Annotated in this window: 12 protein-coding genes; 4 read left to right on the forward strand and 8 right to left on the reverse strand. The window is 47.5% G+C overall.

Annotated elements, in window-relative coordinates:
- Positions 1–108 precede the first annotated feature (108 nt).
- On the forward strand, positions 109–648 hold the full coding sequence (locus ACE3K2_RS19615) for a helix-turn-helix domain-containing protein (protein ID WP_062836837.1): 540 nt from the start codon (positions 109–111) through the stop codon (positions 646–648).
- Between the two features lie 240 nt (positions 649–888).
- Here ACE3K2_RS19615 and ACE3K2_RS19620 read toward each other — a convergent pair whose 3' ends face one another.
- The 5 genes from ACE3K2_RS19620 to ACE3K2_RS19640 all read right to left on the reverse strand — a co-directional run bounded on the left by ACE3K2_RS19620 (position 889) and on the right by ACE3K2_RS19640 (position 5,338).
- The gene (locus ACE3K2_RS19620; protein WP_421893906.1) at positions 889–1,608 is read right to left on the reverse strand and encodes a 3-ketoacyl-ACP reductase; all 720 of its coding nucleotides are present in this window, start codon (positions 1,606–1,608) and stop codon (positions 889–891) included.
- A 77-nt stretch (positions 1,609–1,685) separates the two neighbouring features.
- On the reverse strand, positions 1,686–2,585 hold the full coding sequence (locus tag ACE3K2_RS19625) for a DUF4097 family beta strand repeat-containing protein (protein WP_421893909.1): 900 nt from the start codon (positions 2,583–2,585) through the stop codon (positions 1,686–1,688).
- Positions 2,582–3,175, reverse strand: a complete 594-nt coding sequence (locus ACE3K2_RS19630; protein ID WP_421893912.1) for an HAAS signaling domain-containing protein — start codon at positions 3,173–3,175, stop codon at positions 2,582–2,584. The genes ACE3K2_RS19625 and ACE3K2_RS19630 overlap by 4 nt, the downstream gene beginning before the upstream one ends.
- Entirely contained in the window at positions 3,168–3,497 is a 330-nt protein-coding gene (locus tag ACE3K2_RS19635) for a PadR family transcriptional regulator (protein ID WP_421893915.1), read from the reverse strand. Before ACE3K2_RS19635 ends, ACE3K2_RS19630 begins: the two co-directional genes overlap by 8 nt.
- 296 nt (positions 3,498–3,793) lie before the next feature.
- Positions 3,794–5,338, reverse strand: a complete 1,545-nt coding sequence (locus ACE3K2_RS19640) for an FAD-dependent oxidoreductase (RefSeq protein WP_421893918.1) — start codon at positions 5,336–5,338, stop codon at positions 3,794–3,796.
- A gap of 369 nt (positions 5,339–5,707) precedes the next feature.
- On the opposite strand from ACE3K2_RS19640, the gene ACE3K2_RS19645 reads away from it, so the two are divergent.
- Positions 5,708–8,530, forward strand: coding sequence for a glycoside hydrolase family 3 C-terminal domain-containing protein (locus tag ACE3K2_RS19645; protein WP_421893921.1), 2,823 nt, complete (start codon positions 5,708–5,710; stop codon positions 8,528–8,530).
- A gap of 95 nt (positions 8,531–8,625) precedes the next feature.
- Here the strand turns inward: ACE3K2_RS19645 and ACE3K2_RS19650 are convergent, their stop codons facing one another.
- Positions 8,626–9,465 carry a methyl-accepting chemotaxis protein gene (locus ACE3K2_RS19650; RefSeq protein ID WP_421893924.1) on the reverse strand — a complete coding sequence of 280 codons (840 nt, stop codon included), beginning with the start codon at positions 9,463–9,465 and terminating at the stop codon, positions 8,626–8,628.
- A gap of 272 nt (positions 9,466–9,737) precedes the next feature.
- Between ACE3K2_RS19650 and ACE3K2_RS19655 the strand changes: the two genes are divergently transcribed.
- Complete coding sequence (locus ACE3K2_RS19655; RefSeq protein ID WP_421893927.1) at positions 9,738–10,340, forward strand: TetR/AcrR family transcriptional regulator; 603 nt, start codon at positions 9,738–9,740, stop codon at positions 10,338–10,340.
- A 42-nt stretch (positions 10,341–10,382) separates the two neighbouring features.
- On the forward strand, positions 10,383–10,829 hold the full coding sequence (locus ACE3K2_RS19660; RefSeq protein WP_421893930.1) for a DoxX family protein: 447 nt from the start codon (positions 10,383–10,385) through the stop codon (positions 10,827–10,829).
- A gap of 9 nt (positions 10,830–10,838) precedes the next feature.
- Here ACE3K2_RS19660 and nrdG read toward each other — a convergent pair whose 3' ends face one another.
- Positions 10,839–11,342: an anaerobic ribonucleoside-triphosphate reductase activating protein gene (gene nrdG / locus ACE3K2_RS19665; RefSeq protein ID WP_421893933.1), complete on the reverse strand. Its 504-nt coding sequence runs from the start codon at positions 11,340–11,342 to the stop codon at positions 10,839–10,841.
- Positions 11,339–13,300 carry an anaerobic ribonucleoside triphosphate reductase gene (locus ACE3K2_RS19670; protein WP_421893936.1) on the reverse strand — a complete coding sequence of 654 codons (1,962 nt, stop codon included), beginning with the start codon at positions 13,298–13,300 and terminating at the stop codon, positions 11,339–11,341. Before ACE3K2_RS19670 ends, nrdG begins: the two co-directional genes overlap by 4 nt.
- Positions 13,301–13,706 lie beyond the last annotated feature (406 nt).

Consider the following 13,706-nt stretch of genomic DNA (forward strand, 5'->3'; position numbering starts at 1 on the left):
GCTGTGCAACTGAATTATATTTGTTGAGACACGTGGCGAATAGATAACCTGAAGAAGCCAAGCGTAGTGCGCCTGGTGCTTAATTAGATTAATGGGGAGGGACGCCATATGGATATTGGTTTGGCTATTCGTACAATCCGCAAGCAGAAACAGATTACAATCATGCAGATGTGTGAGGGAACCGGTTTGTCCAAAGGTTTTATTAGCAACGTAGAAAATAACAAAACGTCACCGTCCATTGCTACGCTTGAAAGTATTGCGGATTATCTGGAAGTGCCACTTCCCTATTTGCTGTTGACACCGGAGCAACGGATGAATGTGGTACGCAAGAACGAGCGCAAGGAGACGACAGCAGGAAGCGGACAGATCAAAGTACAGCAGCTTACAGCCAAAGGTGCAATGCGTATGTCCATTGTAGAATTGCCTCCAGGCGCATCAACAGGAGTTAGCAAACATGCCGGGGAGGAAAGCCATCTGGTGTTACAGGGCAAGATTCGTGCAGAGCAATGCGAAGATGTGGAAGTTCTTGAAGCGGGTGATTCGTTTACCTGGAATGCGGTAGTGCCTCATGAAGTGACCAATATCGGTGAGGAGCCTGCGGTGGTGCTCATTGCAGTGTCCAAGGAATTAGGTTTGGATCATTTGTAGAATTAAAAAAGGACGTCGCCCAAGTACATGAACATGCGAACATGCATACAATGGGAAACGTCCTCTTTCGTATTTCTAACAAACGGAGTGAGCCTTTGTAGATGATTTAAAGCAGATATTGAGATGTAACGAATCTTAGACGCTTTATTTCAGTATTTCAAGTCCGAGTTAGCGAATCTCCACAGACTTCTGGCGAAATAACGCCGTTGAGATTCGTTACAAAAATCAGAAGCGCTTTATCTATTGTGGATTCGTCGTCCAGATACCTGCTGCTTTAACGAAGACACGGTCGGACAGCTTGAGCGTTGCGATTGCAAGTTCAGCTACATCTTCCGCTTGCATCATGCGATCTTCGTCGCCAACTTTCAGTCCGGCATTGGTGGCAAGCTCTGTATTAACTGTGCTTGGTGTCAGTGCGGTCACACGAATGTTGGACTTGCGTACTTCCTGCATCAGGGATTCAGTCATGCCGAGTAGCGCAAACTTGGATGCACAGTATGCCGAACCTGTAGCGAATCCGCGCTCACCTGCAGTGGAAGCAATATTGATGATACTGCCGCTACTTTCCTTGATCATGCTTGGAAGGACAGCACGTGTGACGTAATATGTACCCATAACGTTAACATGCAGAATGCGTTCCCACTCTTCCGGGTCCATATCCAGCAGTGTGCCGAAACTTGCGATACCTGCATTATTGATCAGAATATCCACCGCACCAAGTTCCATCTCAATGGCTGCTACAGCGGCTTCCGCCTGTGTGCGATCCGAGATATCTGCTACAGCACTGGTTACTTTCACACCGTATTCTTGACTAAGAGACTGTTGAAGCGCCTGTAGATCGGAAGCGGTACGTGCGATAAGGCCAAGGTGCACACCTTCTTTGGCAAGGGCTTCAGCGATGGCACGACCGATACCTTTTCCGGCACCTGTGATGACAGCAGTTTTATTTTTAAGTTCCATGTGGATAATTCCTCCTTAGAATTGGACTGGCATTTGATTATACTATATTACCCACAGTTCGGAAATTTGCTTCATCACTATTTGGTGATCTCGATACTACCTGAAGAGGTACGGGCTTTGATCACTTCCCGGCTTACCATTGGCGATTCAGGTACATCTACATCTCCGGAAGTAGCCCTAGCATCATAAATTCCGTCAAAATCAGGTGCAGCTTGAATGAAAATATCACCTGATGTTCCGGAAGCATTAATCGGGGCGGAATGGGACTGTTCAATATGAATGCTACCCGAAGTGAATTGAACATCGGCTGCGCCGTTTAACTCAGTGATCTCAATTTCTCCTGATTGAATCTTACTATTTACATGACCAGCTACCTGATCCGCAGTGAAGTTCCCGGATGTCTGTTTCACGGTCATGTCTCCATTAATCAAGGAAGCGTTAATGTTACCTGAAGTGAGAGAAAGTTCAATAGTAGGTACCTTGATGTTTTCCAGACGTATGGAACCTGAGGTGTTATTCAGCTCAAGCTGTTTTGCAGTAAGGTCCGTCAGATGCCAGTCACTTGAAGAAGAGTCCAGCTTAACCTCATTTAATTGGTGTCCTTCAGGCAGAGCCACGGTAATTGTGGAGTCTAGATCATTCCAGTACAGGGTGAAGAATTGCAATTGTTCACGTTCTGTCTGAGATAGTTGGAATGTGCCGTTGGATATAGTGGCCTGTTCGAAGCTCTTGACTACGGCAGGGTCAAATTTTCCATCCACTTCGATATAACCGTTCGAATCCGGACTTACGACAAATTCAATATCTGCACTGAAATTAGCATTCATGATCATATTCTGCAATTCATCCGCTTTGAAATCCCATCGTTTGGAATAATGCTCCCGTTTATCCCCGAACTGAACACCATAGATGGAAGTTCCAAGCAAACCTATTCCGATACAGATCACGGCTAGCGCAAGCCATTTCTTGGTACTCATGCGGGAACATCTCCTTTCATCATGTTTTTATTCCATTGAATGTATTGAAGAGTAATGTTTTTGAAGGCTCTAAAAACGTACTTCGATGCGATGGCAAAACAAATGCCGACACCGAATGCACCAATCGCAACGAAGATTTCCGGTTTATCAAGTTGGCCCAGAAAGACGAAGTCCACAACTGCTGCCACAGGAGCCAATACCAGTAAGGACAGGCTGGCAAGCGTAAGCCATACTGACCATAGCGTGAGACCAATTGGAATGCCAAGCATCAGATTCAGGAATAACAGACCAACGGCTGTAAAGAAGTTGCGCGTAGCTCTGGTGCTGTTTCTGGGGGATCGCATTTCGCGATACGTCGGTGCATAGAACGCATCTGTACCCGGCGTATGCATGTCATAACGATCACCGAGTGCTTCCTTGGCGATCTCTTCCGGCTGTCCCAGCTCCCGAGCGATCTCTTCTTCCAGTTTGCCTTCTCTGAGCCCAAGCTCGAAATGTTGATCATAATCTGCGAGCAATTCAGCCCGTTCCTGCGGTTCCATCGGCCGTAGATGAATTTCCATGGCCTGCATAAATTGTTGTCTATTCATTATGAGTTCCTTCCTCCATCAGATTTGCGACATTGCGCACAAATTCATTCCACTCTGTCGTCAGTGCCGTCATATACTCGCGACCTGTATCGGACAGTCGGTAATACTTACGCGGCGGTCCTTCACTTGATTCTTGCAGGTAGGTGGTGCAGTAACCGTCGTTTACAAGCCGGCGAAGCAAGGGATACAGTGCACCTTCAGCAACTTCGATATGTTTGGAGACCGCCTGAGCCAGTTCGTAGCCATACCGATCCTGGCGGTTGATTAGTACCAGGACGCACAGCTCCAATACTCCCTTTTTGAACTGGATGTTCACATTCACACAGGTTCCTCCTTAATAGCTTCATTTATCGCTAGTGTGTATTGTTCAGTAGTGTTGAAATCATCATAGCATTCAGTACTGTTCATTGCAAGGTAGTGACTTTAAAATAGTTCCGTATCACGATTTATCGTAATAAGTTCGTTTGATACTAATGCTCGGCTGAAGCTGTTTGTTTAGATATCATTGAGCATACGTAAAAACCGGATCGGTTACTTCCGTCTGGAGGCGGATTCCGATCCGGTCTGAGAGATGAACTTTTGTTTCTTCTGTTTTACAGATTAATCACTCCATGTTGGTTAATTCTGTGCGTCGAGAACTTTAAGGTCTTCCACAGCAGGGCCCTCAATCACATGGCCTGTATAATCGAAGCGGGAACCATGGCATGGGCAATCCCATGAACGCTCGCCTTTGTTCCATTCGACTTCGCACCCCAGATGAGTGCAAGTGGTATCCACCAGAAACAGCTTGCCACTGGTGTCCTTGTAGGCGCCAGCCCGTTTGCCATTATGACGTACGACAGCTCCTTCATCTTCGCCAATATCGCTAACGTTTTTGTGCACGATGCCTACTTTACCGGAAATTAATTCCTTCGCTACATTCATATTTTCCACAATAAAGTGTTTCATGCCAGGATCGGCCTTGAATCTTGCTGGATCGAATATGGCGGCATGAGGATTGTCACGTCCACTGATGCGATTCGCAAGAATGTGTCCTGCCATCGTGCCCGTTGTCATTCCCCATTTGGCAAACCCGGTCGCCACATAGACACGTTCATGTCTGCCGGTAATCGGCCCAATGTAAGGCACCTTGTCAATGGAGATCAGATCCTGGGCTGACCAGCGAAAAGTAATGTTGCGAACGCCAAATGTCTCCGCTGCGAACTGCTCCAGACGTTCATAATGACCGAAAGTACAGATACCTTGTCCGGTTTTGTGATTTTCGCCGCCGAAGAGAATAAGTTCTTTCCCATCATGAAGGACAGAGCGCAGAGAGCGGTACGGTGTATCATCCGAGATGTACATGCCACCAGCATACGGTTTCTCCGGTTCGACTAATACGGCGTAGGATCGTTCTGCGTGTAATCGGGTGAAATAAAATCCGGGATCATAGACGGGAAAATGAGAAGCCACGACAACATGTTCCGCTGTTACAGATGGGCCATCGTTATAAGTTCTGACATGAAGTGAAGCATCCTCCTCCACATCGGTTACAGTCGTATGCTCATAGATACGTACCCCTTGTTTCACAGCGGAATCCAGCAAGTAGTGCAGATAGGCCAGCGGATCAAAGCGTGCCTGACCTGGCATGCGAATGCCTGCTCTGGCGGGAACGGGAATAGGGAGGGGATCAACCCACTCACCAGGAATATTGAGTTTGCCATAGGCGGTCAGCTCGATCTCCAGTTTTTTGATGTTTTCCTCGGATTGAATGTAGACGTAGGCATCTTCCTCTGCCCACTGGCAATCAATCTGTTTTTCCTTCACCAGATTGCGCATCCACTTCGCGGCATCGGCATTGCCTTCATAGTACATCCGAGCCTGTTCTTGTCCGAAGTGATGCATAATTTCATCAAATATAACGCCGTGCTGTGCGGATACCTTGGCCGTGGTATGACCAGTCGTGCCATCCAACACTTTTCCAGCCTCTAACACGACCACACGCATGCCCGTTTGTGCCAGCAGATAAGCGGTGGTAATCCCTGCAATACCGGCACCGATAATCGCTACATCAGCAGTGATATCTTCGGTCAGTTTTGGATAGGCATCGAATTCATGCGTCGCACGCCACAATGATTCGGGGACGGGGGGCAGACCCGTCTTGGGCTGCTGATTGTCACTCATTTTTCTTCCTCCTTGATCATCTTCAATCTATTGAATGGTATGTTGTTCAGCGCACGTCATTGTACTCTTATTCATAATTGCCAGACTGTGCCAGAAAAAAACGATGCTGTTCAGATTTCGTAGAGAAGATGTTCACAATTTCCTGCGTAGCACCTCTGTTTTTTTTGTTAAACATGCTATATGATAAGATTACCGAAACCGTTTTAGGTTTTGAAAAGGAAATAGAGATTTACACTTGTAAACGTTGATTTTACAGGGATTAATTGATTCATCGGACGAACGTATTCATCCGAATTAATCCCCATTTTTTCATAAGATATGTATTCGCTATCATTTCAATTAACGACCGATAACCAAAGGAGATTCCATATGACGACCAACCAAACAAAATATCCGTTTCAAGATACAGCACTAGAGTTAGACTTACGCGTGAAAGATCTTGTATCCCGCTTGACTGAAGATGAAAAAATTGAATCCATGCTGCAGTATCAGCCGGCAGTAGACCGCCTGGGTGTGCCTGCATACAAACACGGAACAGAAGCAGCACACGGCTTGGCCTGGCTTGGAGAAGCAACATCTTTCCCACAACCGGTGGGGCTTGCATGCACATGGGATGCGGATCTGATGAAGGAGATTGGCTCCGTTCTCGGAGACGAGGCACGTGTATTTTATAAACGCAATCCGGCCGTGAACGGTCTTACGCTGTGGGCACCTACAGTGGATATGGAACGTGACCCGCGCTGGGGACGGAATGAAGAGGCGTATGGTGAAGATCCGGAACTGACAGCCGAGCTGACGACCGCTTTGGTCAAAGGAATTCAGGGCGACCATCCGAAGTACTACAAAGCAGTCGCTACCTTGAAGCATTTTCTTGCGAATAATAACGAAGTGGATCGTGGAAGCGGTTCGTCCAGCATTGATCCCCGCAACATGCGTGAATATTATCTGAAGGCGTTTGAGAAGCCGTTCAAAGAAGGCGGCGCACAGTCCATGATGACGGCGTACAACTCCATTAATGGTACGCCAGCATTGTTGCATCCTTTTGTGAACGAGATTGTCAAAGGCGAATGGGGCATGGATGGTTTCATTGTCAGTGATGCAGGCGACGTAATGGGCATCAAGAACGATCATAAATACTATGATTCCCACACACCGGGTACGGTGGAGTCCGTGAAGGCAGGAATTGATAGCATCACCGATGATGCTGAGCTGTCCAAACAGGCCCTGCGTGAAGGATTGGAACAAGGTACACTCACCATGGATGACATCGACAAGGCGTTGTTTAATACGTTCCGTGTGCGTTTCCGTCTGGGCGAGTTCGATCCGGAAGAAGGTAATCCGTACGCTGCTATTGGGGAAGAGTCCATGATGACGGAAAAAGCAAAAGAACTGTCGCTCAGAGCCGCGAGAGAACAAGTGGTATTGCTCAAGAACGACAAAGGCACACTGCCGCTGGACAAAACAAAAGCAGGTAAAGTGGCTGTCATTGGTCAATTGGGCGGAACCGTCTATCGTGACTGGTATGCAGGCACCATGCCGTATAACGTATCCCCGTTTGAAGCGATCCGTGGCAAAGTAGGCAGCGACAAAGTGACGTTCAAGGATGGAAATGACCGCATTACGTTAACTTCTGTGGCCAATGGGAAGCAGATTGGTCTGGCGGATGGTGAGAAGTCACCTATTATTGCTTCGGGAGAAGCGGAGACGTTTATGGTGTCCGACTGGGGCTTCGGAAGTTATACCTTGCAGGCGGAAAGCAACGGCAAATATCTGACCACAGATGAAGAGACCGTAACGGCTTCCGCAGATGAAGTGTACGGCTGGTTCGTGAAGGAAGTATTCCACCTGTTGCCACAACAGGATGGTAGTGTAGGTCTCACCACATGGAATGGCAAAACGGTAACTGCACCTAATGGTGGAAACGATGCATTTGCAGTGTCCGAAGAACTGAAGTCTTTTGGTGCCACAGAGACATTCAAGCAGGATGTGGTTGTGAACGGAATTGAGGAAGCGGTAGCAGCTGCCAAGGCTGCGGAAACGGCGATTGTCTTTGTTGGTAATAATCCGCTTGTAAACGGGAAAGAAGAGATTGACCGTCCAAGTCTGGATCTCGCCGAATCCCAGCAACGTCTGGTTGAGGCGATTTATGCCGCGAACCCGAACACGGTAGTCGTTATCGTGGGCAGTTATCCGTTCACGTCCAATTGGGTTCAGGAGAACATCCCTGCGGTATTGTACACTTCACACGCAGGACAGGAACTGGGTAATGCAGTAGCTGACGTCTTGTATGGCGACTACGCGCCTGCCGGCCGTCTAAACATGACATGGGTACAATCGGCAGATCAACTGACCGACATCAAGGATTACGATATCATTCAATCCGGTCGGACATATCAATATTTTGAAGGGAATGTATTGTATCCGTTTGGACATGGTCTGACGTATGCAACGTTTAAATACAGCAATTTGGAACTTAGCCCAGCTCAGGTGGGTACAGAGGGTAACGTTACGGTAACTGTAGATGTAACCAATACCAGTCCAATCGCCAGTGACGAGGTTGTACAGTTGTATGTTCGTGCAGGCAAATCCCGGGTGAAACGTCCACTCAAAACGTTAAAGGGATTCCGTCGTCTTCATATCGAAGCAGGAGTTACAGCGAAAGTCAGATTTACCTTACCAGTTCAGGAACTGGCAATCTGGGATGTAACTCGTGATCGGTATGTCGTGGAAAGTGGAACTTACTCCATTATGGTTGCCAAGTCATCCTCCGATGTTCAGCTGGTTGCAGACCTGACGGTAGAAGGAGAGACGATCCCTCCCCGTAATCTGGGTGTGGCTACTCGTGCTGAGAATTATGATGCTTACCTGGGTGTTGACCTGGATGAGAGCAAAGAGGGCGGAAGTGCTGTCCGTGTAGTTGGAGAGCAAGGATGGATTGCCTTCAAAGATGCCGATCTGGGTAGTGGAGCAGCAGCAATTGAAGCGCGTGTATCCGCAGAACAAGCAGGCGCTGTGTTGGAAGTGCGACTCGGTTCACCGGACGGTATGCTCGCAGGACGTGTGGAACTGGCACAAGGTGAGGCCCAGCAGTGGTCTACCGTGAAGGCAGAACTCACGGGTGTATCAGGTGCGCAGGATGTATACATTGTGCTGTCCGCAGGTGTACGTATCAGCCACTTCGAGATTCGTTAAAGCAAATAGCTCATGGAAAAGCCTCCGAATGCATTCGGAGGCTTTTGTTTGTTGTTTTCTATGGAGCGTATTTTTTATCTACATCAAACGTATTTTTATTTTCCGTCAAACGTAATCATTTTTTGCACAAATTGCTTCAATTGTTTGTTGGTTTCATTCAGCTGCTCAATTGTGCTCATGAAATTGTTTACGAGTTCAGCCTGCTCTTGGGAGCTTGCCGTGATCTCACCAAGTTCATTCTCCATGCCTTGAATGGATTGACGGACCGAGAGAAGAGAATCTTCAATCCGGGTCGTTGCTTCCTTGGTATCGACAGACAGTTTACGAATTTCTTTGGCTACTACGCCAAAACCTGCACCTGCTTCACCTACACGAGCCGCTTCAATGGCTGCATTCAAGCCGAGCAGATTGGTTTGTTCGGAGATTTCACGAATGAAGCTGGCAACCTGAGTTACATTCCCTGATTTCTGTACGGCTTGTTTGGAGTTGTTCCGGATCTCTTCGGTTGTGGCACTAAGTTCCTCGGAGTGTGCAGCTACATGCTGTACACTGTCAATTAACTGGTTGGTCAGATTTTCGGTAGCATCCATGAGCTGTTGCAGCTGATCCTGGTCATCCATACTGTAGAGCAGGTTAAACAGGGCGATGACTTCACCTTGTTCATTTTTAATGGGGATGAAAGCCACGTCAAAAGGAATACCAAATAAATCTTTAGGATAGTGATCGAATCGTTTGACGGTACCCCCTTTCAGATCTGCAAAATTTCGATTTTCATCCAACAGAGGGTCGCCGGGTTGATAATTCAGTTGTTTTAACGATTCTCCTGCTGAGAAATATAAGAATTTTTCATGATCAATGACGGAGAGGGTTACATCCTGACGAATCGTATCTCGAAAGAAAGGCATACATGTAATTAATGCTTGGACAATATCCATATAAAAGATGATTCCTCCTAATTACCTTATGTAAACGGTTAAATTTTAAATGCTAAAATACTAACTACCTATATTATATATCGTCATGCAATAGAGAGGAAAATAGAGAAAATGGATAAAACATATTTCTTTAAGTCAGGTCTCTACGATGCTTCAATTATGGGAGAGCGTCCGACAACCAATTAGAGTTTATATCTTTTAATTTACAAACCGACAGTCGGTTTGTATAATGTCGATAAAGAGTAGCGGAATAAACAAGGGAGGATACGTACTTGAAGAATGAAGACCGACGGAAACATACAACAGCTCAGTTATTGGGAGCTACCAAGGAACTGTTACAGGAGAAAGCCTGCCATGCCATTACCTTTAAAGAGATTATGGAGCGCTCGGGATTGTCCAAAGGGGCGATTTTTCATTATGTGAGAAGTAAGGACGAAATATTTATCTGGGTTCTTATGGAGCATCTGGAGACGGTGCACTCTGCCGTTCTGTCTACCATTGCGGAAGCAGATATCAAGACGTTTGAAGGTCCGATGCAGATTATCGCTGCGAATTTGGTGGGACTGGAGGAGCAGGGGTCAATAACCAATAAGGTCTTGCTCTATTTGTTGGGCAAAGAGGACGAGCCTCAGGTGTCCGAAGCACTTCAGCAATTTCACGATAGGTCGGTCAGCTATTCGATGCAGTGGATTGAGTTGGGAATAAAACATGGTGTGATAGATAGCTCAATTAATGCAGAGCAGATGGGAGAACTTTTTGTACTGCTTTCCATGGGACTGCGGGTACGCACCTCAATGCATACAAGCGGACGGTCACACTTGAATTCTACAGATATAGCTAATTTCATGTCTACCATGCTTAAGCAACAAGACTGATACGGATCTTTTTATAGTAAAAATGATGAAGGAGGATAAGAAATGGCACCACTTATTGCATTATGCACAACTTTTATGATACTTCGGGGGATCGGCTGGCTTGGAGTTCCGATGTTTAATCATTGGCATCCTGCGTTGCAAGGTGCGGTTGTTGTCATGTTTTTGTTGACCGCATCCGCACACTGGGGCAAACGCAGATTCGATTTGGTTCAGATGGTTCCTCGTAGAATAGTCCACAAGGAGAAAATTGTCACGTGGACTGGAATCCTGGAGATCGCAGGTGCAGTTGGTTTACTAATACCTGGTGTTGCATGGATTGCCGCTTCAGGGTTGCTGCTTATGCTGATTGTCATGTTCCCGGCTAATGTCCAAGCGGCCCGTGAGAAGTTGACCATAGGCGGCAAGCCAGTGTGGCCAGTTTTTCCACGTTTGATGCTTCAATTGCTGTTCATTACAGCGGTTGTACTCGCTTCGCCATGGTTTGGATAATATACTTCGTCATATGAGTTTGTGCGTCACAACGGTATGCCTTGCCATCGTGCCAGCCACATCAATCAAACGTTGATTCCGACTGCCGCGGAAGGGCAGGGAGACATCACGCTCTGATTCAATGTAGCGCCCGTCAATAATCACATCGCACAACCGGGCAAGCTCCGCTCTCGCAGGGTCGGTGACCAGCTCTTCATATTCGAATCCCGTGTAGGCCCATACCGTCAGATCAGGACGTGCAGCGCGGAGCTGCTGAACCCAGGACGTACATTCTGCTGCCGAGAAAAAGGGATCACCACCACATAACGTAACGCCATCCAGCAGCGGATGGGTCGTCACTTCATGCAGAATCTGCTGCTGCCGCTCCTCAGTAAAAGGCTCACCCGCTCGAAAGCTCCATGAATCCGGACTGAAGCAGCCCGGACAGGCGTGTCGACATCCGCTGATGAACAACACGGCACGCAGGCCTGTCCCTTCATTGACCGATTCCGGAATGTAACCATATAGATTCACCGGTGTTTCACCCGATCCCGCACTTCGGCCTGCTTCGCAGCATTGAAGCGTACTTTGTAATCTCCAGTCAGATAACCGGTTACGCGGCGTAACCGCTGGAAGTGTACATGGTTCTCGTGAGCTTCACAGCCTGGACATACATCCCCAATGACCCCCTCATAACCACATGCAGGGCAGCGATCAATCGGATGGTTAATGGAGAAATAACCGATATCCTGTGCCAGTGCATATTGTACAATTCGCAGGAAAGCTGTGGTGTTGGCCCGAACGTTGCCATCCAGCTCCACATAGGAGATTGCACCTGCATTACATAACGTGTGGAACGGGGCCTCCAGTTCAATCTTCCGATAAGCTGGAAGGGTGTGGTATACCGGGATATGGAATGAGTTCGTATAATACTCCCGATCATTAACTCCAGGAATGAGACCATAACGCTCTCTGTCGATCTTCGTGAATTTGCCGGATAATCCTTCAGCAGGTGTGGCAAACAGGGTGATATTCAGGTTATGTTGCTCACTCATCCGGTCACAGAACTCTCTCATGATCCGAATAATGTTCAGTGCTTCACGATGCACATGCGGGTCCTGCCCATGGTGGCGACCATACAGAGCTGTCATACATTCAGCGAGACCGATAAAACCAAGGGATAACGTTCCATGTTTTAATAGATCGGCAACAGGCTCGTTCGGGGCAAGCTGTTCTCCACCTTCCCATACACCCTCCCGCATCATGAAGTCGGATGCCTTGGCAGGCTGCGCTGTCTGAATTCGGTAGCGATGCAGCAGGCCGGAAGCCGCGTTATGCATAACCGACTCCAGAGCAGTATAGAATCCGGCCCGGTCAGCGACAGCTCTGGCACCTTGGCAGATGCCAAACCGGATGCCGAGTTTGACGAGGTTAATGGTGTTGAAGGACAGATTACCTTTGCCACTTTGACGATTGCGGCCAAACCGGTCAGCCAGTGTACGTGTGCGGCATCCCATAGTTGCGATGATTGTATCCGGATCTTCCGGATGATAATAGGGCAGATTGAACGAAGCATCCACATTGACAAAGTTGGGATACATCCGCCGGGATGAACAGGTGACTGCGAGACGGAACAGATCATAGTTCGGCTCTCCTTGAGCCTGATTGATCCCCTGTTTACATTGGAAAATATGTTGAGGGAACACGGGAGTCTCCCCGTTGCCCAGGCCACGGATGGTTGCTTCGAGCAATGAACGTGATACCAACCTTCCTTCCGCTGAAGTACATAATCCATAGTTCAGTGAAGTGAATGGAATCTGACCACCTGCACGGCTGCTCATTGTGTTCAAGTTATGAATCAGGGATTCGGCAGCTTGTCCTGTCTCCATTTCAGTCTCTTCATAGGCGAAGGCATATGCGCGTGGGCACTGATTTTTCGCTTCGATGCTGTCCAGATAAAGCTGTTCATCCTCAAGCAGGGCATGCTCACCAAAGAGGCGTTGCCCTTTGCGATAATGTTTGCGGAACGATCGCTGTACATAAGGGGCCAAATCCCAGTCAATTTTATTGGCCGATACACCGCCATATTGACTGTTCTGCTGGGATTGGAAGATGATCGCAACCAAGGCCATGGCAGACATGATCGTCTGAGGTGTGCGAACCGATCCGTTACCTGTATTGAAACCCGAAGCAAGAAGACGGTCAAACGGGATGAAAATGCAGTTGGTTGTTCCAAGCGCATACTGATCCAGATCGTGTACATACAGATCCCCGTTCTCCACAGCTTTGGCAAGCTCTTCTGGCAACACATGACGCAGAGCATGCCACTTGGCGGTTTCCGAACCGAGCCTGCTCATCTTGCCGCTGAAGGAGTCCCCGTTCAGATTTGCATTTTCCCTCAGCGTATCGGCGTCTTCTGCGCCAATAATGCGTCTTCCCAGGTCGGATAATAGATCGGATGCCGGTGGAGTGGCATACTCAAGCATGTTCATGTAAGGTTCCTCCTAAAATGATTTTGGGTCTCATTCAATTTCTGTAAAATACTATATGTAGTTTGGTATTATCCATTTATAAACTATATGTGGTTTTTTGGGTGTGATAATGGTCACACAACTTATTTGGACAAAGTGAAGTTTCCTTTAATTGCTGTGGATAAAGGTTCCCAAAGTCTGAGTAGAAGCGTATAATTTCTAGTTATCCTGCAAGGATAATAATTGAAGTGAAACATGGTGGACTGTAACCAATCTGGAAGGTTGATTTTCAAACCATACTCCATTGTTAAGCCATCAGATTAAGACCTGCTTTTGTCCAAAAACGGGCTATGGGCAGGGAGTATGATTCTCTTTTACTTCTACGGTGTTAATCATATAAGTATAGATTGTGACAGCTATTCGGATT

This window comes from Paenibacillus sp. (assembly GCF_048976745.1).
Lineage (GTDB): Bacteria > Bacillota > Bacilli > Paenibacillales > Paenibacillaceae > Paenibacillus.